Source organism: Riemerella anatipestifer, from assembly GCF_009670965.2.
GTDB classification, from domain to species: Bacteria; Bacteroidota; Bacteroidia; order Flavobacteriales; family Weeksellaceae; genus Riemerella; species Riemerella anatipestifer_B.
In genome coordinates this window covers 529,140-550,262 of the sequence record NZ_CP073239.1, presented here as the reverse complement: position 1 = coordinate 550,262, position 21,123 = coordinate 529,140, and the positions used below count along the sequence as shown (strand labels likewise).

The 21,123-nt window shown below is 36.0% G+C and carries 19 protein-coding genes; 14 read left to right on the top strand and 5 right to left on the bottom strand.

The window, feature by feature from the left end:
• Nucleotides 1-39 precede the first annotated feature (39 nt).
• On the bottom strand, nucleotides 40-1,464 hold the full coding sequence (locus tag D1J36_RS02570) for a glycerophosphodiester phosphodiesterase family protein (RefSeq protein ID WP_154138244.1): 1,425 nt from the start codon (nucleotides 1,462-1,464) through the stop codon (nucleotides 40-42).
• Between the two features lie 14 nt (nucleotides 1,465-1,478).
• Nucleotides 1,479-2,810 (bottom strand): glycerol-3-phosphate transporter, encoded by a 1,332-nt coding sequence (gene glpT / locus D1J36_RS02565; RefSeq protein ID WP_154138243.1) that lies wholly within the window; start codon nucleotides 2,808-2,810, stop codon nucleotides 1,479-1,481.
• 211 nt (nucleotides 2,811-3,021) lie between these two features.
• Here glpT and D1J36_RS02560 point away from each other — a divergent pair, with 211 nt between their 5' ends.
• From D1J36_RS02560 to D1J36_RS02510, 11 genes are all read left to right on the top strand, one after another.
• Entirely contained in the window at nucleotides 3,022-3,786 is a 765-nt protein-coding gene (locus tag D1J36_RS02560) for a DeoR/GlpR family DNA-binding transcription regulator (protein WP_154138242.1), read from the top strand.
• Between the two features lie 112 nt (nucleotides 3,787-3,898).
• A complete protein-coding gene (rpsL, locus tag D1J36_RS02555; RefSeq protein WP_004916448.1) occupies nucleotides 3,899-4,282 on the top strand; it encodes a 30S ribosomal protein S12 in 384 nt (127 codons plus the stop codon).
• Nucleotides 4,283-4,307: 25 nt separating this feature from the next.
• Nucleotides 4,308-4,784, top strand: a complete 477-nt coding sequence (rpsG, locus tag D1J36_RS02550) for a 30S ribosomal protein S7 (RefSeq protein ID WP_004916451.1) — start codon at nucleotides 4,308-4,310, stop codon at nucleotides 4,782-4,784.
• A 6-nt stretch (nucleotides 4,785-4,790) separates the two neighbouring features.
• The gene (gene fusA / locus D1J36_RS02545) at nucleotides 4,791-6,908 is read left to right on the top strand and encodes an elongation factor G (RefSeq protein WP_004916453.1); all 2,118 of its coding nucleotides are present in this window, start codon (nucleotides 4,791-4,793) and stop codon (nucleotides 6,906-6,908) included.
• Between the two features lie 22 nt (nucleotides 6,909-6,930).
• Nucleotides 6,931-7,236, top strand: coding sequence for a 30S ribosomal protein S10 (gene rpsJ, locus D1J36_RS02540; RefSeq protein WP_004916455.1), 306 nt, complete (start codon nucleotides 6,931-6,933; stop codon nucleotides 7,234-7,236).
• 310 nt (nucleotides 7,237-7,546) lie between these two features.
• Entirely contained in the window at nucleotides 7,547-8,125 is a 579-nt protein-coding gene (locus D1J36_RS02535) for a hypothetical protein (protein ID WP_154138241.1), read from the top strand.
• The gene (locus tag D1J36_RS02530; RefSeq protein ID WP_004916468.1) at nucleotides 8,122-8,655 is read left to right on the top strand and encodes a hypothetical protein; all 534 of its coding nucleotides are present in this window, start codon (nucleotides 8,122-8,124) and stop codon (nucleotides 8,653-8,655) included. The genes D1J36_RS02535 and D1J36_RS02530 overlap by 4 nt, the downstream gene beginning before the upstream one ends.
• Before the next feature lie 104 nt (nucleotides 8,656-8,759).
• Nucleotides 8,760-9,614, top strand: coding sequence for a GLPGLI family protein (locus tag D1J36_RS02525; protein ID WP_154138240.1), 855 nt, complete (start codon nucleotides 8,760-8,762; stop codon nucleotides 9,612-9,614).
• Nucleotides 9,615-9,784: 170 nt separating this feature from the next.
• Nucleotides 9,785-10,606, top strand: a complete 822-nt coding sequence (locus D1J36_RS02520) for a GLPGLI family protein (RefSeq protein WP_154138239.1) — start codon at nucleotides 9,785-9,787, stop codon at nucleotides 10,604-10,606.
• A gap of 112 nt (nucleotides 10,607-10,718) precedes the next feature.
• On the top strand, nucleotides 10,719-11,507 hold the full coding sequence (locus D1J36_RS02515) for a GLPGLI family protein (protein ID WP_154138238.1): 789 nt from the start codon (nucleotides 10,719-10,721) through the stop codon (nucleotides 11,505-11,507).
• A 100-nt stretch (nucleotides 11,508-11,607) separates the two neighbouring features.
• Entirely contained in the window at nucleotides 11,608-12,831 is a 1,224-nt protein-coding gene (locus D1J36_RS02510) for a DUF5103 domain-containing protein (protein WP_154138237.1), read from the top strand.
• A 9-nt stretch (nucleotides 12,832-12,840) separates the two neighbouring features.
• On the opposite strand, the gene D1J36_RS02505 is transcribed toward D1J36_RS02510, so the two are convergent.
• Genes D1J36_RS02505 through D1J36_RS02495 form a run of 3 tightly spaced genes read right to left on the bottom strand, consistent with a single transcriptional unit; the run spans nucleotide 12,841 to nucleotide 15,587 of the window.
• Nucleotides 12,841-13,602: an epimerase gene (locus D1J36_RS02505; protein WP_154138236.1), complete on the bottom strand. Its 762-nt coding sequence runs from the start codon at nucleotides 13,600-13,602 to the stop codon at nucleotides 12,841-12,843.
• A 52-nt stretch (nucleotides 13,603-13,654) separates the two neighbouring features.
• Nucleotides 13,655-14,683 carry a ferrochelatase gene (gene hemH, locus D1J36_RS02500; RefSeq protein WP_154138235.1) on the bottom strand — a complete coding sequence of 343 codons (1,029 nt, stop codon included), beginning with the start codon at nucleotides 14,681-14,683 and terminating at the stop codon, nucleotides 13,655-13,657.
• Between the two features lie 25 nt (nucleotides 14,684-14,708).
• Complete coding sequence (locus D1J36_RS02495; RefSeq protein ID WP_154138234.1) at nucleotides 14,709-15,587, bottom strand: NifU family protein; 879 nt, start codon at nucleotides 15,585-15,587, stop codon at nucleotides 14,709-14,711.
• A gap of 132 nt (nucleotides 15,588-15,719) precedes the next feature.
• On the opposite strand from D1J36_RS02495, the gene D1J36_RS02490 reads away from it, so the two are divergent.
• The 3 genes from D1J36_RS02490 to D1J36_RS02480 all read left to right on the top strand — a co-directional run bounded on the left by D1J36_RS02490 (nucleotide 15,720) and on the right by D1J36_RS02480 (nucleotide 21,116).
• Nucleotides 15,720-16,247, top strand: coding sequence for a gamma carbonic anhydrase family protein (locus tag D1J36_RS02490; RefSeq protein ID WP_154138233.1), 528 nt, complete (start codon nucleotides 15,720-15,722; stop codon nucleotides 16,245-16,247).
• A gap of 638 nt (nucleotides 16,248-16,885) precedes the next feature.
• A complete protein-coding gene (locus tag D1J36_RS02485) occupies nucleotides 16,886-18,481 on the top strand; it encodes an FISUMP domain-containing protein (RefSeq protein ID WP_154138232.1) in 1,596 nt (531 codons plus the stop codon).
• Nucleotides 18,482-18,986: 505 nt separating this feature from the next.
• A complete protein-coding gene (locus D1J36_RS02480; protein ID WP_154138231.1) occupies nucleotides 18,987-21,116 on the top strand; it encodes a helix-turn-helix domain-containing protein in 2,130 nt (709 codons plus the stop codon).
• Nucleotides 21,117-21,123 lie beyond the last annotated feature (7 nt).

Here is a 21,123-nt window from a genome sequence, read left to right as displayed (position 1 = left end):
TTTAATTATTTAATATATTATGGTTTGTTTTTATAAAGTTTAGTACCCTAGCCTTTTAAGTAGGTCTGAAGAGTTTTCTACAGATTGAGCTGCGTTTTTATCTCTAGCATTTTTTTCTATGTAGTAGTGTAATGTTTCTTCAGCTCTATTGGTAAACATAGCGTCACAATAAGGTGGAGCAGAAAGATTACCTATACTATTACCATAATTATAATCACCGAAGTATTTTTTCATTTGGTCTTTAGTGTCAAATGAATATGGGTGAATTTTCATGTTAGAGCGTCTGATAAGATCTGCTTGCCAAGGTTTTAACATCTCAGGGTAGTTGTTAGGTGCTCCAGAGATAGATGGTCCAGCGAAGTGAGCTAAGTTCTCTACACCTAGATTGATAAAAGAAGCATATCCTTCTGGAGAGTCATCAGACATATCGGTAGCTCCATTTCCTTTCCAAAGTAGGAAACACATAGGTACCTTACCTTGATAGAAGTCTTTAATTCGTTTTAAACTTTGTAATGAGAATGTTTGTAGGATAACTTTACCGTTAGTATTACCTACATTAACTTTACCATTAACATAGAACGGAGAGTTTTCCGCTTCAGGCTTAGTGATGATATTCATACCGTAAAGGTCTAACTCATCGTAAACCATTTTTTCGAACTCAGAAGGGTTTAACCAAGGTTCTTTAAACTCAACATAAATACCAGGTCTATGCCCTGTGTCTTGTTCGTCTTTTACATACTGAGTAGTATATTTTACGATTTTTTCTTTAACACCAGAAAGTGGGTGTGACATTGTTTTGTCAGTCAATTTTTTAGTTGTTTCAGCTCTCGTACCATCAGCATTTCTTTTTAATTTATATCCTCTAGAGTACATAATCATATCCTCTAAAGAAGATATATATTGGCGTTGAGTGGTAAATCCAGCTCTTGCTTGTTCAGGGTTGGTTTCATTAAACCATGTTCCAGCGTCTAATTTTAACAATTCTTCGTATGTGTAAGAACTTGGAAGGTTAGGGTAGAAATTTTTTCTGTCTATTTCCACCATTTTGTCCGCTTCATCAGATGAATACCCTAAATCTAAATAATATTGCTTTCTAGTAGAAGGGAGATGTTCTCCATACACTATTTCAATGTTGGTAGTTCGTTTTAGGTTGTCATCGTGTAATGCTAAAACTACTCCATCTTTTGATACCTGCAAATCTGCCTCTAGATAATCTGCCCCAATCTCTCTACCCCATCTAAAAGCAGCCTCCGTTTCTTCAGGTGTCCAAAATGTCGAACCACGGTGTGCAATAACAGCATTTTCAGGAACATAATCTCTCACTTTTATCATTTCAGGAGAGAGTTGTTTTACTTCTACTTTACTTACATCAATATCAGGATTACTTACTTCCCGATCTGAATTACACGCAAGCATGGTGAAAACACACGCAGCCATGCTAGCTCTAAATACATTTTTTAACATAATTATCTTTTATTTTAAGGGTTTAAATTTTTCTCGTCTTTTATAGTAAAGCTTATGAAAATGATAGATAGCAAACATGCTATAATAAGTAGGATAAAGCCAGAGTCCCAACCAAAATATTCTACAAGGTATCCCATGGTAATATTAGCTAGGATAGCCGTTCCTAAGAGATAACCTAGGAGACCTGTGAGTCCAGCAGCGGTACCAGCAGCTTTTTTGGGTGCTAAATCTAGAGCTTGAACACCAATCAGCATTACGGGACCATAAATTAAAAATCCTATGGCTATAAGGGCTATACCGTCAAGAACTTTGTTATCCATATTTTTCCAGTAGATAAATACAAATACAGTAACTAGAGCCATATAGATTATGGTAATTAAAGATCTCTTACCTTTGAAAATTTTATCACTTAACCATCCACATAAAATAGTTCCAGGTATAGCAGCCCATTCGTAAGCAGAGTATGCCCAGCTAACTTCTTTTATATCATAGTGTTTTACGGCTTGTAAGTAGGTAGGAGCCCAGTCTAAAACACCGTATCTTACCAAATAAACAAATGCATTAGCTATAGCTATAAACCAAAGGGTTCTATTGTTTAAAACATAGGTAAAGAATATATCTTTTGTTGAAAGTTCTTCCTCTGAGTTTTTCGAGTAGTTTTTAGGGTAGTCATTTCTATATTCTTCAATGGGAGGAAGTCCACAAGATTGAGGAGTATCTCTCACTAGTAAAAGAGAGGTGAGGGCTATTGCAATCCCTACTATAGCAGGAACCCAAAATGTACCCACTTGCCAAGAGCCAAACCATAGAGTAGCATATCCCACTAATGGTGCTAATAAGCCACCTCCAACATTATGTGCTATATTCCAAAAAGACATTTTTGTGCCTCGTTCATTTTGAGAAAACCAATGGGTCATTACTCTTCCGCAAGGAGGCCAACCCATACCCTGAAACCAGCCAATTAAAAATTGTAAAATAAACATGATGGTAATAGAGGAAACCCCAAGGCTAGTTCCTAAGACTAAAGTAACAAGAGATGATAAAATAAGACCTAGGGCTAGAAATTTTCTAGCATCACTTCTATCGGATACACCTCCCATGAAAAATTTGGATAAACCGTAAGCTATTGCGTTGGCAGAAAGAGCAAAGCCTAGACTTGCTTTTGTAAAACCTTCATTCTCTAAATAAGGCATTGCCAGAGAGAAATTTTTTCGGACTAAATAATAGCCAGCATACCCTATAAATATACCTATAAAAACTTGAAAACGCTTACTCTTATAAATGCTATCTATTTTCTCTTTTGGTAGAAGAGGCAGATGTTTAGCAGGAGATAAAAAAGATTTCATATACTGTATTAAAGTGTTTATTATTTTTTTGTGTAAAATACTTTTGTGTTATTTCAAAAAGTTTTTTGTAACTAAAAATTTAGACCACAAATATACATTGTCGAAACTAATCGAAACAATATGAAGTTTATCATCTTGGATTATAGTTTTTCCATATTGTAGGGTAATGAGAAAATATTTATATTTGGCAAAATCGATGAAAAATTAGGATATGAGCACAGCTAAAAGGCATCAGTACATTTTAGATAAAATAAAAAAAGAGGGACATATTTTAGTTTCGGATATTTCAAAAGAGCTATCAGTTTCGGAAGTTACCATAAGAAAGGATTTACGAGGGCTGGAAGATAAAGGTTTATTGTTTAGGAATCACGGTGGAGCAAGTTGGGAAAATCCGTATGTATCTGATAAGCCATTGAGTCATAAACAACAAATCAACACATTAGAAAAAAGTAAAATTGCAAAAAAAGCAGTTTCCTTTATAGAGGAAAATGATGTGATAATTTTAGGCTCAGGGACAACAGTGCTGAGTATGGTAGAAAATTTACCAATGGATAAAAAACTTACGATTATCACATCTTCTCTAATAGTGTCGTCACTTTTATGTAAATATGAAAATATTACGGTAATACAACTAGGAGGAGATGTAAGGCGCTCATCACAATCAACGGTAGGTCCTATATCACAGCATCAACTTAGGTTGCTTTCTGCAAATAAATTATTTATAGGGGTAGACGGTCTAGATGTAGATTTTGGAGTTTCTACATCGAATACAGGGGAAGCCTATCTTAATCAGCAAATGATAGAATGCTCTAGAAAAGTATACATATTATCTGACCACTCGAAGTTTGGTAAAAGAGGTCTAGGTAAGGTGTGTGATTTGAAAGAAATAGATTTTCTTATCACAGACCAAAAACTGAATGGTGATATTTTAAAAAAACTTGATGAATACGGTGTTCAAGTTGTTGTTTCTGACTAATAAAGAATTATTATAAAATACTGATTTTTAAATACTATAAATAAGAGTTTGCAGATTAAAATAAAATTATTACTTTTGCACCTTGAAACTAAAAATAAATAAAAGCAATTAAATGCCTACTATTCAACAATTAGTAAGAAAAGGAAGAGCCACACTTGCCAAGAAGAGCAAATCGGCTGCTTTGGATTCTTGTCCACAAAAGAGAGGTGTATGTACAAGAGTATATACAACTACACCTAAGAAACCTAACTCTGCACTTAGAAAAGTAGCAAGGGTAAGACTTTCTAACGGTAAAGAAGTAAACGCTTATATCCCGGGCGAAGGACACAATCTCCAAGAGCACTCGATAGTATTGGTAAGAGGCGGAAGGGTGAAAGACCTACCGGGAGTTCGTTATCACATTGTTCGTGGTGCTTTAGATACCGCTGGAGTTAACGGAAGACTTCAGAGAAGATCTAAGTACGGTGCTAAGCGTCCTAAAGATGCTAAAAAGTAATCATTAAATTTTAAGAAACAGAACAATGAGAAAAACAAAAGCGAAAAAAAGACCGTTGTTACCAGATCCAAAATTTAATGATCAGTTGGTAACTAGATTTGTGAATAACCTAATGCTAGACGGTAAAAAGTCTATCGCATTCAGAATTTTCTATGATGCATTAGACATCGTGGAAGCTAAAAAAGGAGAAAACGAAAAAACTTCATTAGAAATTTGGAAAGATGCTCTAACTAATGTAATGCCTCATGTAGAAGTGCGTTCAAGAAGAGTTGGTGGTGCTAACTTCCAAATCCCAATGCCTATTAGAGCAGATAGAAAAATCTCTATGGCAATGAAGTGGCTTATTAAGTACGCTAAAGCGAGAAATGATAAGTCTATGGCTCAGAAATTAGCTGCTGAAATTATTGCTGCTGCTAAGGAGGAAGGTGCTGCCTTCAAAAAGAAAACTGATACTCACAAAATGGCTGAGGCTAACAAAGCATTCTCACACTTTAGATTCTAATAGGAAATGGGAAGAGATCTTAAATACACTAGAAATATTGGTATTGCAGCTCACATTGATGCTGGTAAAACCACTACTACTGAAAGAATTCTATTCTATACAGGTAAAACCCACAAAATAGGTGAGGTACACGATGGTGCTTCTACTATGGACTGGATGGAGCAAGAAGCTGAAAGAGGGATTACAATTACTTCTGCGGCTACAACTTGTAACTGGGTATTTCCTAGACATGATGGGAAGCCTACAGCAGACGCTAAAGATTATCACTTTAACATCATCGATACACCGGGACACGTAGACTTTACCGTGGAGGTAAACCGTTCTCTTAGAGTATTAGATGGTCTAGTATTCTTGTTCTCTGCAGTAGACGGAGTAGAGCCTCAGTCTGAAACAAACTGGAGACTAGCAGATAACTACAAAGTGGCTAGAATGGGGTTTGTAAACAAAATGGACAGACAAGGTGCTGACTTCCTTAATGTAGTAAACCAAGTTAAGGAAATGTTAGGTTCTAACGCAGTTCCTATCGTGCTTCCTATTGGTGCAGAAGAAGACTTCAAAGGAGTGGTAGACCTTATTAAGAATAGAGCTATCATTTGGCATGAGGAAACTCAAGGAGCTACTTTTGATGTAGTGCCTATTCCTGATGATATGAAAGATGATGTATTAGCTTACAGACAAAACTTAGTAGAAGCTGTAGCTGAATACGATGAGTCTTTATTGGAGAAGTTCTTTGAAGATCCAGATTCTATTACAGAAGAAGAAATTAACGAAGCACTTAGAAAAGCTACTATCGATTTATCTATTATCCCAATGACTTGTGGTTCTTCATTTAAGAACAAAGGGGTGCAGTTTATGCTAGATGCGGTTTGTAGATACTTACCTTCCCCATTAGATAAAGATGATATCAACGGTACAGATCCTAATACAGATGCTGAAATCAGCAGAAAACCAGATGTAAACGAGCCTTTCTCTGCATTAGCATTTAAGATTGCGACTGACCCATTCGTGGGAAGATTAGCATTCTTTAGAGCTTATTCAGGAAGACTAGATGCTGGTTCTTATGTACTTAATACAAGATCTGGAAACAAAGAAAGAATTTCTAGAATTTACCAAATGCACGCTAATAAGCAAAATCCTGTAGAATATATCGAAGCAGGAGATATTGGTGCAGCGGTAGGTTTCAAAGATATTAAAACTGGGGATACACTTTCTGATGAAAAGAACCCTATCGTTTTAGAATCTATGATTTTCCCAGATCCAGTAATCGGTATCGCAGTAGAACCTAAAACTAAAGCAGACCAAGATAAATTAGGTAACGCTCTTGCTAAATTAGCAGAAGAGGATCCAACTTTCCAAGTGAAAACTGATGAGGCTTCTGGACAAACTATTATCTCTGGTATGGGTGAGCTTCACTTAGATATCATTGTGGATCGTTTGAAGAGAGAATTCAAAGTAGAGGTTAACCAGGGTCAACCACAAGTAGAGTACAAAGAAGCTCTTACTGCTACTGCTAACCATAGAGAAGTTTATAAGAAACAATCGGGTGGTAGAGGTAAGTTTGCGGATATCGTATTCGAAATCGGTCCAGCTGATGAAGGTAAAACAGGTCTTGAATTCATCAACGAAATTAAAGGTGGTAACATTCCTAAAGAATTTATCCCTTCTGTAGAAAAAGGATTCAAGGAAGCTATGAAGAATGGTCCTTTAGCAGGATTCGAAGTTGAGGCAATGAAGATTACCCTTAAAGATGGATCTTTCCACGCGGTAGACTCTGACCAACTTTCTTTCGAATTAGCAGCTAAGTTAGGTTTCAAAGCGGCTGGTAAAGCAGCGAAGGCTGTAATTATGGAGCCTATTATGAAGCTTGAAGTAGTTACTCCGGAAGAATATATGGGGGATATCGTAGGAGACCTTAACAGAAGAAGAGGTACTATTAACGGTATGGACGATAGAAACAACGCTAAGGTTATCAAGGCATTTGTTCCTCTTTCTGAAATGTTCGGGTATGTAACATCTCTTAGAACGCTTTCTTCTGGTAGAGCAACATCTTCTATGGAGTTTGAAAAGTACGAACCAGCTCCTCAGAACGTGGCTGACGAAGTAATAGAAAAAGCAAAAGGTTAATCTTTTAAAATTTAGAATTAAAATGTCACAAAGAATCAGAATAAAACTAAAATCTTACGATTACAATTTGGTGGACAAGTCTGCTGAGAAAATCGTAAAAACAGTAAAATCTACTGGTGCTGTAGTGAATGGTCCTATACCATTACCTACTCACAAAAGAATCTTTACGGTTCTTAGATCTCCGCACGTTAATAAGAAAGCGAGAGAGCAGTTCCAACTTTCAGCTCACAAGAGATTGATGGATATCTACTCTTCTTCTTCTAAAACGGTAGATGCTTTAATGAAGTTAGAGCTTCCTAGCGGTGTAGATGTAGAAATCAAAGTTTGATAAATAAACTTTGCTGTGATATCAACTCCTCCCTTAGATATAAGGGAGGAGTTTTTTATAGGTATATATGATATATAACTAAGTGTTTTGATAAAATATCTGCAAAAAAAGTTTCTAAATTTTTTGGAATTGAGGGAAAATATTAAACTTTAGAAGGGAAAATCTACCGATATTGGACGGCTTTATTTGTTTGAAACATTATTTGTAACTTATATAAACAAATTAAATATGATTTTTATCATATAAAAATTTTTGTTTTTGAAAAATTCATTTATATTTGTGATATGCTAAACCAATAAATTATTATGTTATGAAAAAATTGATTTTTACATGTTTAGTTTCGTGTGTTCTGTTAGTATCTTGTAGACAAGATAAAGGTTTTGTCGATAAGGATGAGTTTCAAACAAACTCCGCTTTGATTTCAAAACAAGTTAGTTTTTCTGATTTTTCTAAAACAAAAACAATTTTAGAGGAGTCGGGTATTATTTCTGAAAATGGAATGGGTGCTGGTTTTGAGTTTGTACTTGGTCGTAAATCAAGAGACTGTCATGGTTTTGGAATTTGTGAAGTTACAATGATTTGGATTGATATTTGGAACTCAAAAGATACTTTAAAATCCAATGGTACTACAAATACATTTAAAGGCGTTATTGTTAAAAATAAAAATATACAAAGTGAAAATATTAATAACTTTAAGAATGATGATAGAATATATACTGGATATGTGATTCTAGATGATAAAATTCAGATTGAAGGTTTTGATACTACACTGTATGTAGATGAAGATATAAATGTTAATAATAAATATATTATCAAGTCGGGTGCGTATCCTATGATAAAAAAACTGGGAGATTATGGAGGGTATGAACTAAGAATAGAAAAACTATGAAAGGATTAGTGTTTAGATTGTTTTTGCTATTAAGTTTTAGTCTTGGCTATCCTCAGAGTGTGCAGTATGTAGGGAAGGAGGATATTAGGTCTATTGCTAGTAAGTCAGAAAGAACTTTACTTAAAACCTTTACTATATGGTGTGAACCTTGTAGGATGAATATGAAAAATTACATAGATGTAGAGAGTCAGTATAGGAATACCCAGTTGTATTATGTTTTAATAGAAACGGAAGGGAATAGAAGACTTCAGCCTACGATTGACTATTTGATAGGTAAACACCCTAAAGCAAAGATATTGGTACTAAAAGATGAAGATTTTGGAAGAGGGGTTAGGCGTAAAAATAAAAACTTTTTAAAAACTTTTAATTATAATGACCAACCAATAGACGAAGGTATTGGAAAAGATATTGTGCTAGATAAAGGAGCTAATGTCTTAGCAGTAACGAGTTGGCAGGATAGACTTTCGGATGAAACTTGGCAAGATAATATAGGGATTTTGAGAAGAAAAGTATTTCCTCTGCTTAAATAAATTTTTTAGCATCTCTCTAAAAAAGTAGAGGGATGTTTTTTTGTTGGATATAATGAATAATTAGAAATTTTTTATATTTGGGCAAAGATATATAGGCTTTAATAATGATAAAAATAATTAAAAATTGGTTTGGTTTTATAGCTAGTTTACTATTTGTCAATTTAGCTTACAGTCAAGTTACGGCTTCTGGTAACTTAAATTTTCCGCCAGAACCGTTTATACAGAAAGAAATTGACCGTGTGCGGTATCAGGTATTTTATGAACTAAAATTTTTGCCTAATGCAGACCAACCATCGTCTTTTAGGGAAGCTGTAACGATTTTGCAGATAGGGGATAATTTCGTAAAGTTTGCAGATGCTAATACCTATAAATCAGATTCGCTTAGGAATGAGTTTCAGTATCTAAAATCTATAAGAACTAAGGAGTTTAACCAACTTTTGGTCCTTAGACCAAAGTTTCCTTATACGATTTACTCCAATCCGAAAGAGAATGTCTATACGCTTAATAATAGGCTGTCTCATGCTTATACTTATACGGCTCCTATCCCAAAGTTAGAGTGGAACATAAGTTCTACAACTAAAAAAATAGGCGATTATTTGGCTGTAAAAGCAACCACCCGCTATTCGGGCAGAAATTATGAGGCTTGGTTTACTCAAGAAATACCGTTTTCTTACGGACCTTATTTGTTTCAAGGTTTGCCGGGTCTGATTTTGGAGATTAGAGATACCGCAAATCATTATGCCTTTACGCTGTTTAAAATTGAGAAATCTGATACAGCGATGACCAAAGGAAGCGGGAAAGAGGTGCTTGAGGTTACGCGTGAGAAATATAAAAAGCTGGAGCGGGTGTATCACGAAAATCCTGGACAATTCATTAAAGGAATGGCTTATGATGCAGGAGGAAATCCCATCAATCTTAGGAATAAACCTCGTCCGTACAATCCCATAGAGTTGGAGTAAAGCAAAAATTATGGTGGATAACTATTAAGCTTTTTATTTTCACAGGGTTTATTTTATTAAACTAATGGAAATTTTATCTTCGCCTTCATCTATAGGGAATTTGGATGAAGGCGTTTTTTTGTGTAGAATATTTTTTGTAATATTGTTTTAAATCAAATCTTATAAATGCTATGATGAAAAAACTAATTGGAGTCTTTTTATTCTTTTGTGGTTTCGTTGGGCTTTCGGCTCAAGAGTTAATGGTGTATTATAATGTGAGTTTTAAATTGGATTCTCTGCAAGAACACTTCAATAAGGAAGAAGCCGTATTGGATATATCTAAAAATGAGGTGAAATTTTATTCCACAGAGTATCTGAAAGCGGACTCTATCCAAAAGCAAACGAATAAAGCAAATTTTGCTTATCCCAAATTAAAGTATAAAGTTAAAAGGGCTCTTAATACTTCTGAAAATACAGAGTATGTTACGGTTTATATGGATTATTATGCGTTATCGTCTAACGATACCCAAAATTGGACGATACTAGATGAGACCAAAACCGTTAACGGTATTGTATTGAGAAAAGCCGTAACCCGATTTGGTAAAAGAGATTGGGAGGCTTGGTTTTCGGATAAATACCCAGTTTTAGAGGGACCATATAAATTTAGAGGGTTGCCTGGGCTTATCTTTGAATTACGAGATACAAAGGATAATTTTATATTTTCCGTTAATCGGATTGTGCCTAAAAAAGAAAAGGTAGAAACCGATAATTTTTTAGAAACCAATTATGGCAAAAAAGCACTTCCTATTAAATTGGGCGTTTATCAGAAATTAAAGTTAGATGATTATCATAATCCACTAAAGGGTCAAGAAAACTTGATAGTAATGGGTAAAGATGGTAAACCAGCAAAAATTGATAAAAGAGAGCAAATCTTAAAATATCAAAATCATCTAAGAAAATATAATAATCCGATAGACTTAAATTTAGCGGTTACTTACCCTGATAATAAATAACATTGTTATTGTATACAAATTCCTTCTATTTATATAGGAGGAATTTTTTGTATTAAGAAAAAACACTTACTTTTCATTTTTGTTTAGTGATAGAATAATCTGTTTAGTTGAGATGAAAATAGTTGTTAAAATAGGTTGTATATTGTTATTTTGCCATTCTTGTAATGTGTTTGCTCAATCATTTTTAGCGAAGTATCAGGTGACTTTTGTCAAAGATACTTTAAGTTTTAATTCGTTAGAGGAAGTAATGGATTTGCAAATTGTGGGAGAGCAGTCTGTTTTTAGGAGTGCTGTAAAATCATTGTCGGACTCCCTTTCTAAAAAGGAGATTAGGAATGCTTTAAGCACCGTAAAAGATGGGCAGGTAGTGCTAGATATTACAAATGTCCCAAAACCCAAATTAAGACAAGAAGTTATTCGGCAGAGAGATGAAGTGTTGGTGTATGATAGGATTTTTACAGATGATTTTTACTTCCCATTAACGGATAAGGTCGTTTGGAACATAACTAATGAGAAGGAAGTTATCAACTCTTATCGGTGTATAAAGGCGGTATCTCATTATAGAGGTAGAGATTATGAGGCTTGGTTTACAGAAGAGATACCCATTTCAGAAGGTCCTTATATATTTAAAGGTTTGCCAGGATTGGTAGTTAAGGTTTATGACAAGAAGAAATATTACACTTACGAACTTACCTATTTTGCTAAGAAAGATAAGTTGGAACTTGCTAAACCCAGTTCTAACGCCGCTAAGGTGAATATGGAACAATTTTCGCAAATGAGAAAAGTTCTGCCAGAAACCATAATCCAAAGATTTGAACAGAGGCTGAATAAACCTTTGCCAGAGGAAAGGAGAAAATTGGTTAGGCAGAATGCTTTGAAAGATAACAATCATATATTCTAAACGGATAAATAATAATAGGTTAAAACTTCTCTTTTACTTAGGGTGGGAGAGAAGTATTTTGGTTTGTAGTTAAAAAAATAAAATCTACAATATTCAAAAAATGTTTATCTTCGTGGGTATGAATAAAATACTGATGTTTCTGCTATTAGGGCAGATGATTTTTGGGCAGAATATAAAAAGTATTCAATTATTTAACCCTAAAACTAACGATGGTACACCTGTCATCAATATTGGGGAGCAGTTGGTTTTAAGATTTGATGACTTGTCGGGGGGGAGTTCAATCTATCGCTATACGCTGAAGCATTATGATAGGAATTGGCAGGAAGATGGTCTATTTTTTACCGAGTATGCTAGTGGCGATTTGAATGGGATTATCAACAACTTTCAATACTCTTTTAATACTTTACAAAGATATACGCATTACGAGCTAGTATTTCCTAATGAGCAGATAAAGCCTAAGATTTCGGGGAATTTTGAAATTGTGGTTTATAAAGATTCTCCCTCTAAGCCTTTGTTTAAAAGGAGGTTTTGTGTGGTTGAAAATAAGGCTTCTTTAGCACTTAATCTTAGCCGATTTTCGGATAGCAAAAGGCAAGAGCTTAATCAAAGGGTAGAGGTAAAGGCTATGGGAGACCAAACTTTACTTAATAATGTTAATTCTGTTTCCTTGAATGTAATTCAAAATAATAATTGGGAAATTGGAATTTACAATCAGAAGCCTAGCAGTACTTTGGGTAGTGGGCTAATGTTTCAGCAACTGAATTTAGCTTTTGAAGGGAATAACGAATTTTATTACTTTGATAATAAGAATATGGGTAGAGCTTTTGATATGGTAGCAGGGGCTGAAACGATGGAAGGTACTAATTATACTTACTTGCACCCTGTTTGGGCATATCCACTCAATTATCAGTATCAGCCAGATGTTAATGGAGCATTTTATTTCAGAAGAAATGATTTAGGTTTGGAAAGAGATGCTCATAGAGAAGCAGACTATTCTTGGGTACATTTTTATTTAGATTCGGAGCCGATACAGGGTAAAATTTATGTATTGGGACAGTTTAACAATTACATCGCAAACGAGGAAAGCCAAATGTACTATGATGAAAATAGGCATCAGTATGTAGCAAAAATTTATCTGAAGCAAGGATTCTACAACTATATTTTAGCGACACAAAAAGAGGGAGCAACGCTAAACTATGGAGAAATAAATGGTAATTTTTGGCAAACCGAAAATCTTTATCAAGCGTTTTTGTATTACAGACCTTTCGGAGCTAATTATGATGGGCTTTTAGGCTACGGAGAGTTAAGAGCTCCTGTTCAGTAGAAAAGGGTTTTATACAAATTTTGTAGGGTCTGGATAGCGGTAATTATAAGGGATTTCTATTTCGGAGAGGCGAGAAGAAATAATTCTCCCAAATGTTTCTTGTGGGGTTGTTGGGACAGCTTTCCCTATTTGTTGGTTTAGGATTTCTAACTTGGTAGGGTGTAGGGGAGCTACAATATTGTATATTTTTGAGGTTAAATTTCGGCTTAACATTTTCTCTATAACAAGGCAAACATCTTTATAATGAATGTGATTAACCACTTGGTGTAAGTTGTTTACTTTGTAGTTGCTTAGCATTCGGTTGCCGCCCATAAGTCCACCCAGTCGTAAAATGTTTAGGTGAGGGAAATTAGATTTCATTTGTTTTTCAATGGATAGAATGTGTTGGTCTAAATCAGCTTCGTTTAGTGTATTTTCGTTGATGATTCTTTCAATCTGTGGATAAATACCAATAGAACTCATTAAAAAAATAGGATTTTCAAAACCGAAAATAAAGCGACTGATATTATGAAACCTCGTTTTAAGAAGGTTTAAATCTGTGCGTTTTGAAAACGGAACCGTAATAATAATAGCATCTAATTTTGAGAGAATTTCCCAAGGGGCATCAATGGGATTATCAAAATTGATGATATTCGTTTGGCAACCTTTGTTTTTTAGTAGGTTGTTTTTTATTTCAGAAGTATTAGTAGTGTGGATAGAGTAGGCAGGAGCAAAATGCTCTACCAAATGTTCGCCTAGCCAGCCGCAACCTATAATGCCGAGATGTTTCATAACTAATGGATATAAAAAGCCCCACACTTATCAAGCAGGTGTGGGGAATGTTTTAGCTTAAATAGAAATTCTCTAACTCTTCTTCACAAAGTGTTTTAATGACTTCTATCCAGCGGTCTTCATCGTTAAGGCAAGAGATGTAATGGAACTGTTCTCCTCCTGCGTGTAAAAATTCTTCCTTACCTTCTTCGGATATTTCTTCTAGGGTTTCTAAACAGTCCGATACGAAAGCAGGACAACAGATAGCCAATTTTTTAACTCCTTTTTTAGGTAGATTTTCTAAGGTTTCATCTGTGTAAGGTTCAATCCATTTGTCTTTTCCTAAACGAGATTGAAAGGATACAATGGTTTTCTCTTTTGGTAAATTAAGCTGTTCAATCACCAATTCTGTGGTTTTAAAACATTGATGACGGTAGCAAAACGAATGACTAGGGTTGCTTTCGCGAGAGCAACAATCATTAAGGTTGCATGTTTTGGTAGGGTCTGTTTTGTAGATGTGTCTTTCTGGTACGCCGTGGTAAGAAAACTGTAAAGCATCAAAATCTTGAGGCAATTTTTCTCGGATACTATCAGCTAAACATTTAATGTAAATATCTCGGTTATAGAAGGGCTGAACATAATTAACTCTCACATTAGGGAAGTGTTTTTTTCTTACCTCTTCTGCCTTTTCTATTACGGTTTCTGTGGTACTCATAGCGTATTGCGGATACAACGGAAACAGAACAATATCTGTAACGCCTTGTTCTATGAGTTTTCTCATACCGTTTTCTATACTAGGTTGGGCGTACCTCATACCTATTTCCACAGGGATATCTACCAATTTTTGTAGTTTGGTTTTTATTTTTTCTGTGATTACGATAAGGGGAGAGCCTTCTGGAGTCCACACTGTTTCGTAAGCTGCTGCGGACTTTGGAGGTCTAGTTTTGAGAATAATACCTCTTACCAATAACGCACGGAAAAACCAACGATAATCAATGACCTTTTCGTCCATCAAAAATTCGTCTAGATATTCTTTAACATCAGACACTTTGGTGGATTTGGGCGAACCTAAATTAACTAATAATATCCCTTTTTTTGACATAGTTTTGTTTTAGTGTGATTAAATTTTAGCCGTTTACAGCCTCCACTTTTTCTACCAAATCGGGCAGAAATTGTTTTAGTACATTCTCTATACCGCCTTTCAGCGTAGCTGTAGAACTTGGGCAACCGCTACAAGCACCTTGTAGTAGCATTTTGGCAGTTTTGGTACTTTCGTCGTACTCCATTAGAGAAATTTTCCCGCCATCGTTTTCTACGGCAGGAGCTACATACTCGTTTAGTACATCACTTATTTTCTGCTCCGTATCGGTATATTCTCTGTTAATGATTTTTTCTACTGGGTTTTCGTGTTTTTGGGGTTCTTTATGGGAAACCTCGCCACCATTTTGGAGATATTCAGCAATAAAAGCTCTAGTAACTACCATCACTTCGTGCCACTGTACAGAATCATCTTTGGTAACCGCAACAAAGTTATCCGAAATAAAGACCTCTTGAGCAAAACTAAACTCTTTAAAAATAGCTTGAGCCAAAGGCACTTCTGTAGCTTCTTCACGAGATTTAACCTCCACGAAACCATCTAATAATAGTCTTGAGGCTACAAATTTCATTACCGAAGGGTTGGGTGTCATTTCGGCGTAAATTTGATACACTTCTTTCCTCTGTTGGCGATAGATTCTAGGGTTAGCAAGAAGCTCGTCTTCAATAACATTTTTAAGACTTTGTACTACATGCTCCCATTCTACGGTATCTTGCTTAGCAACAGCAATAAAATTAGCCGTAATAAAAACCTTATCTACAAAAGGATAATTAAAAAGTTCTTGGGCGAGTGGTATTTCCGAAATATCTGAGTTTCTATCTAGTTCCAACGAGCCTGGGATTAGGTTGTAATCCGCAACGAACTTCATTACTCTAGGATTTTCTGTGGCTTCTATGATGATTTGTCGCATTTTTAAATTAAATTTGGAACCGCAAAAATACGGAAACCAAATTAGACGATAGAATACTAGGTTTAGTTTTTTTCAATGATTGCAATTTATAGGAAGAAACCAATTTTAATAGATTAAAATAAAACCGAAAATATGGCATTTATAAGACCTCTTTTAGGAAAAACTCCACAGATAGGAGAAAATACTTTTTTAGCAGAAACCGCTACTATTATAGGCGATGTAAGTATGGGGGCAGAATGTAGCGTTTGGTATAATGCCGTTATTCGTGGAGATGTACACTATATCAAAATGGGGAACAGAGTTAATGTTCAGGACAATGCTATGCTGCATTGCACTTACGAGAAATATCCACTCGTTATAGGTAATAATGTCTCTATTGGGCATAATGCCATTGTGCACGGCTGTACCTTGCACGATAATGTACTTATAGGTATGGGGGCTATTGTGATGGATAACTGCGTGGTGGAGTCTAACTCTATTGTAGGGGCGGGCTCTGTGGTTACACAAGGTACACATATTAAGTCTGGCGAAGTATGGGGCGGAATTCCAGCTAGAAAAATTAAAGATATGTCCGCTGAACTCCTAGAAGGCGAAGTAAATAGAATTGCCAACAGCTATGTAAAATACTCTAGTTGGTATAAAGATGATGAGCAAAAATAAACCTACATAATTAGTGGGGGTTAGAAAGAACTAAAAAGGGTAAAAACTTGCATATCTAAAAAATAGCTTATACATTTGCCCCAGTTTTATGCAACGCAATACCAGTAACATACAAAAAAGTGAAAAAAACTTACACGAAAATTTGGTGCTTCCAAATAATTGTGTAAACACACACACACACACACACACACACAGATAGTTTCGTGTATATGCGTCCGACTATTTAGTAAATTCCTTAGACTTTTATCGTTAAACCAAAATATTATTCTGCCAACTTTTGTTGGGGGCTTTTGGCGTTTATTCTATTCTAAATTTAGCTTTCATAAATACATGTTAAAAGCACCGTTGTTTTGTCTTAAAACATGGTCGTTCTTGTTAGGTGCTTTTAGTGTTCAGGGAGAGAGTTTTCGCTTTCTTTCTGTTTCAGCCTTTCCTCTCAATTTTAGTGTGTGTTTAGAGAGGGAAGGCGTTTTTTCATTTAGTTCAAGAGGCAAGGGTTCAAGGTTTAAAGTTCAAAGTTTAAGGTTGAATAGGCGTACATATTCCTTAACCCATAAACATAGAACTTTGAACAACTTCAGTTCCTTAAATCCAATATCCAATCTTAACAATTTAACAACTATAAACTATAACATTTTATGAACAAGACTTTATTATGTGCGGTGTTTCTGCCTTTGGTGCTGAACGCTCAAGAAGATTACAGAAGCAGAGTGGGCATCAATACCACTACGCCCCAAGCTACTTTAGAAATTTCTAGAAAAGAATTGAATACTCTACCTAATGGGTATGCCCAAGGGGTGCTGTTCCCTGAATTTACAACGGAAGAACGACTTACTTTTTCGTCTAATGCTAAAAAGGGAACTCTAATTTACAATAAGGACAAAAATTGTATAGAAATGTACAGAGGTCTTATCAATGGAGTACACGAGTGGACTTGTACTAATGCCAATGCAGGTAGCCCCATTAGCAATCCGTCCGCTACGGCTACTGCCATTCTAGGAGCGGTACAAGATATTAAGCTAGTGGTCTTTAAACACAACGGTAAAAACTATTTAGTACAGGGAAATAAGATTTTGGAAGGAGGTATAGCCAATGATGAGGAAGTAATAGTAGAAATACCTTACAGCAATGCACAGCCCAATAATGGAGATTATACGGCTTACGAACAAACCTTAGCTCTAAAAAATGGGATTGGCTATATGCAAGATTTTAAGTTGTCTTACCCAGCAGGTAGTTTTACGGGGGATACAGGTACTATACAAGCTAAACTAAAGAATGTAAGTGGGGCTATTTATTACCCTGCTTTAGCTCCAGAAGATGGTACACATCATAATGCCATTAGCAATGCTAATGCTTATACCATTAGTCTGAATGGGAGCAGTACTACTACGCTCAAAGTGAAAACGATTACAGGCATTCCTGACCGTTGCTTTGATAAGACCACATTGGAGTGTGTGGGTTATGGAGCAAGTGAAAAAGAACATAATTTTGTCTATCTTCCAATCACGGGACCCGATGGTAAAACTTGGCTCAACAATAACCTAGGTGCAGATTATGCTAAAGTAGGTTCACCGTGGTTTGACCTAACTTATCAAGCAGGGGCCTTGGATTATTTGAATACCAATACTGCGGTAGTTCTAGATACGCCTACTGCCGACCAGATTAAAAAAGACTGGCGTGCGTATGGTTCGCTCTTCCAATGGCAACGTAATCCTGATGGACACGAACTCATCAATTGGTACAATACCACAAGTGGTGAACCAAAATATGGTACTACTTTATCTGATTCTTGGACCAATGCAGGGACTAATAAGTTTATTTATAACAATAGTTTACCTTACCCGTGGGTAAATAATACTTTAAATGATGCCTCTACAAATAAGAATTTATGGCAGTCAGGGCAATCCAATAATCCATGTCCTGTAGGTTATCACGTTCCTACTCACACCGAGCAGATGGCTTTGCATAATGCGATTTTAGGTTACGATGCAGGTACTTCATCTACAAATTCTAATAAGATGTGGAATGAAACTGGTCTCCGCCTTCCTGTTAGTGGTTACCGCGGTACCATCAATGCCATGTTAAGCAATCAGAGCAACATAGGTAATCTGTGGAGCAGCGATCAGAGCAATAGCAGCACCTCGTGGGACCTGTGGTTCTATAGCGGTAATAGTACCGTGGGCTACAGCTACGGCCGTGCAAACGGCTTTAGCGTCCGCTGCCTCAAGGATTAACCGTACGGCGGTTGGTGGTTGGCATTCCTGCCACGAAGCACTCTTCAAAAATCTGATGCCTATAAAATCTAAAACTTATAGGCATCGGATTTTTTTTTATAAGCATAAAAATAATTTTTATAGGCATAAGTTTTAGGAATTGGCTTTTTGCTTTGAAATAAACCTAATACCTTCGTTCCCTTAGGTCGGAGAGTGGAGAGGTAATAATTTAGCATTGCTTTAAACGGTCTTTGGTGGGTAGCCGTTAAAAAAAATAGGAGCAAAGGCGTTAAAAAAGTTTTACTGTTTGAGCAGGCGTTGGGTAACGAGGAAGGGCGAGTTTTAAAACTTTTAGCCTTTGTGAGTGTTTTTTAGGCATAGCCACCACAACCTTGAATTTTTGCTTCTTTTGTTTCAAGACAAAAGAAGGGAGATAAATGTATCTGTACTTTTGCTAGACCTAATAAAAGGAGATTAGTGAATATGGTTTATAAATAGAATCTTATAAAATTTGTACTTTTGGGGAATGAATAGCGAGGTCTTTCAACTCATAGAGCATACCAACAGAAATATATTCCTTACAGGCAAGGCAGGGACTGGTAAGACCACCTTCCTCAATCATTTTGTAAAAAACACCAAGAAAAGCCATATTGTGGTTGCTCCTACGGGGATAGCGGCTATCAATGCAGGTGGTGTTACCATTCACTCGATGTTTGGGCTTCCGTTGAGACCTTTTTTTCCTACTACCGAAAGGATAGACAGTCATCTAGGAAACAATATACCAGACCTTGTAAAACACTTTAAATACCGAAGTTCCAAACTAAAGCTACTTAGAGAGGTTGAAATCATTATTATAGATGAGGTTTCAATGCTAAGAGCTGATGTTTTGGATATGATGGACTTTTCCCTTAGGCATATTCGTAGAAATGGGTTGCCGTTTGGTGGAGTTCAGATGCTTTTTATTGGAGATTTGTACCAGTTGCCACCAGTGGTAAGAGATGAACACAGCTTGCAAAAGTATTATACCTCACCGTTTTTCTTTAGTGCCCACGCCCTTCGTGGGATAGATTTAGTAACGGTGGAGCTGACTAAAGTTTACCGTCAGCAGGACGAAACTTTCCTTAATATTCTCAATGAAATAAGAGAGGGCAATCTTAGCGAGGATAATTATGAAAAACTCAACTCAAGATACATCAGCGATTTTGACCCTAAAGATGAGACTTATGTTTATTTAACTTCTCACAATCGTATGGCGGACAGCATCAATAAAGAGCGATTGGAGGCTTTGGGTGGGCGGTCTTATTTTTATAGAGCGGAAGTACGAGATGATTTTAATGAACATCAATATCCCAATGAGGAAATTCTAGAACTGAAAGTAGGGGCTCAAGTGATGTTTATTAGGAATGATGCTAGTCCAGAGAAGCGTTATTTTAATGGTAAATTGGCGGAGGTTACAGCATTAGACCAAGACGAAATCAGAGTGATTATAGACGGCGAAGACGAAGAGTTTACCATAAAACACGAGCTTTGGGAACAAAAACGCTACTTCTTAGATAAAGACAAAAACATTAGGGAGGAAGTGTTGGGCAGTTTTAAACAATATCCTATTCGTTTGGCTTGGGCGGTTACCATACATAAGAGTCAAGGGCTTACTTTTGATAGGTTGATTGTAGATGCGGGGCAGTCCTTTGCATCGGGGCAGGTGTATGTGGCGTTGTCTAGGTGTCGTACTTTGGAAGGCATTGTTCTTAAATCTCAAATATCCAAAGCGGTTATTTTTAATGACCAAAGGGTTGCCGAGTTTCAAAAAGAAACCAATGCTAACGACCGCATCAGCGAAATTATAAAATCAGAAAAGCACGATTATAGTGTAGGCAAGGTACTTAGGCGGATTGATTGTAACTGGTTTACCAAGGCTTTGGAGGAGTGGTATAATCAGGCTTTGATTACTAGGGATTTAGATAAGAATAAAGCGAAGAAAATTTATCTATCAGTAAAACCTCAAATAGAGAATTGGGTAAAGATATTTGAGAAACTAGAACGAGTATTAAAGCAAAAAACGCAAAAGTTTATAAAAGGCGATGAGCAGTGGGACGAAATAGAAGCTAAAGCCAAAGGGGCGGTTAATTATTTTTTTACTCAAACTTTGGAGCATTTTTTCACTCCATTTAAAGATTTTTATGCTGAAACCAAAGGTGTTAAAGGGCTTAAAACTTACAACGCTGAAATCAAACTATTGCTAGACGATTTAGAAGATTATCTTAATGATTTAAAATCGGTATTCTTAATAGATACGCCTCTTTTTGACGAAACTAATGAGAAGAGCATTACTACAGAGATTAAAAAAGTGCCTACCCATGTACTGACCTATCAACTATTTGAAGACGGTAAAACCATTGGCGAAATTGCCAAGGAGAGAGGTTTGGTAATATCTACAGTTTACGGACATTTGGCGAAATTTGCAGAGCAAGGGCTATTAGACTTGTCCAGATTGATAAGTGCTGAAAAAATAAAAACCTTTGAAGAAACCTTTAAACAAGCACCACAAGGCACTCTCTCCGAATGGAAAAAAGTCCTCCCAGATGATTTTGAATATCACGAAATAAGATTGCTAGACAATCATTATCGCTATTTGGAACACAAAGAGGAAGACTAAGTTGCCG

Bases quoted from the DNA above. Each gene is read 5' to 3' on its own strand.
- D1J36_RS02520 (WP_154138239.1), top strand. From the start codon at position 9,785: ATGATGAAAAAACTAATTGGAGTCTTTTTATTCTTTTGTGGTTTCGTT.
- D1J36_RS02560 (WP_154138242.1), top strand. From the start codon at position 3,022: ATGAGCACAGCTAAAAGGCATCAGTACATTTTAGATAAAATAAAAAAA.
- D1J36_RS02530 (WP_004916468.1), top strand. From the start codon at position 8,122: ATGAAAGGATTAGTGTTTAGATTGTTTTTGCTATTAAGTTTTAGTCTT.
- D1J36_RS02570 (WP_154138244.1), bottom strand. From the start codon at position 1,464: ATGTTAAAAAATGTATTTAGAGCTAGCATGGCTGCGTGTGTTTTCACC.
- D1J36_RS02505 (WP_154138236.1), bottom strand. From the start codon at position 13,602: ATGAAACATCTCGGCATTATAGGTTGCGGCTGGCTAGGCGAACATTTG.
- glpT (WP_154138243.1), bottom strand. From the start codon at position 2,810: ATGAAATCTTTTTTATCTCCTGCTAAACATCTGCCTCTTCTACCAAAA.
- D1J36_RS02510 (WP_154138237.1), top strand. From the start codon at position 11,608: ATGTTTATCTTCGTGGGTATGAATAAAATACTGATGTTTCTGCTATTA.
- D1J36_RS02495 (WP_154138234.1), bottom strand. From the start codon at position 15,587: ATGCGACAAATCATCATAGAAGCCACAGAAAATCCTAGAGTAATGAAG.
- D1J36_RS02525 (WP_154138240.1), top strand. From the start codon at position 8,760: ATGATAAAAATAATTAAAAATTGGTTTGGTTTTATAGCTAGTTTACTA.
- D1J36_RS02535 (WP_154138241.1), top strand. From the start codon at position 7,547: ATGAAAAAATTGATTTTTACATGTTTAGTTTCGTGTGTTCTGTTAGTA.
- D1J36_RS02515 (WP_154138238.1), top strand. From the start codon at position 10,719: ATGAAAATAGTTGTTAAAATAGGTTGTATATTGTTATTTTGCCATTCT.
- rpsL (WP_004916448.1), top strand. From the start codon at position 3,899: ATGCCTACTATTCAACAATTAGTAAGAAAAGGAAGAGCCACACTTGCC.
- D1J36_RS02490 (WP_154138233.1), top strand. From the start codon at position 15,720: ATGGCATTTATAAGACCTCTTTTAGGAAAAACTCCACAGATAGGAGAA.
- fusA (WP_004916453.1), top strand. From the start codon at position 4,791: ATGGGAAGAGATCTTAAATACACTAGAAATATTGGTATTGCAGCTCAC.
- hemH (WP_154138235.1), bottom strand. From the start codon at position 14,683: ATGTCAAAAAAAGGGATATTATTAGTTAATTTAGGTTCGCCCAAATCC.
- rpsG (WP_004916451.1), top strand. From the start codon at position 4,308: ATGAGAAAAACAAAAGCGAAAAAAAGACCGTTGTTACCAGATCCAAAA.
- rpsJ (WP_004916455.1), top strand. From the start codon at position 6,931: ATGTCACAAAGAATCAGAATAAAACTAAAATCTTACGATTACAATTTG.
- D1J36_RS02480 (WP_154138231.1), top strand. From the start codon at position 18,987: ATGAATAGCGAGGTCTTTCAACTCATAGAGCATACCAACAGAAATATA.
- D1J36_RS02485 (WP_154138232.1), top strand. From the start codon at position 16,886: ATGAACAAGACTTTATTATGTGCGGTGTTTCTGCCTTTGGTGCTGAAC.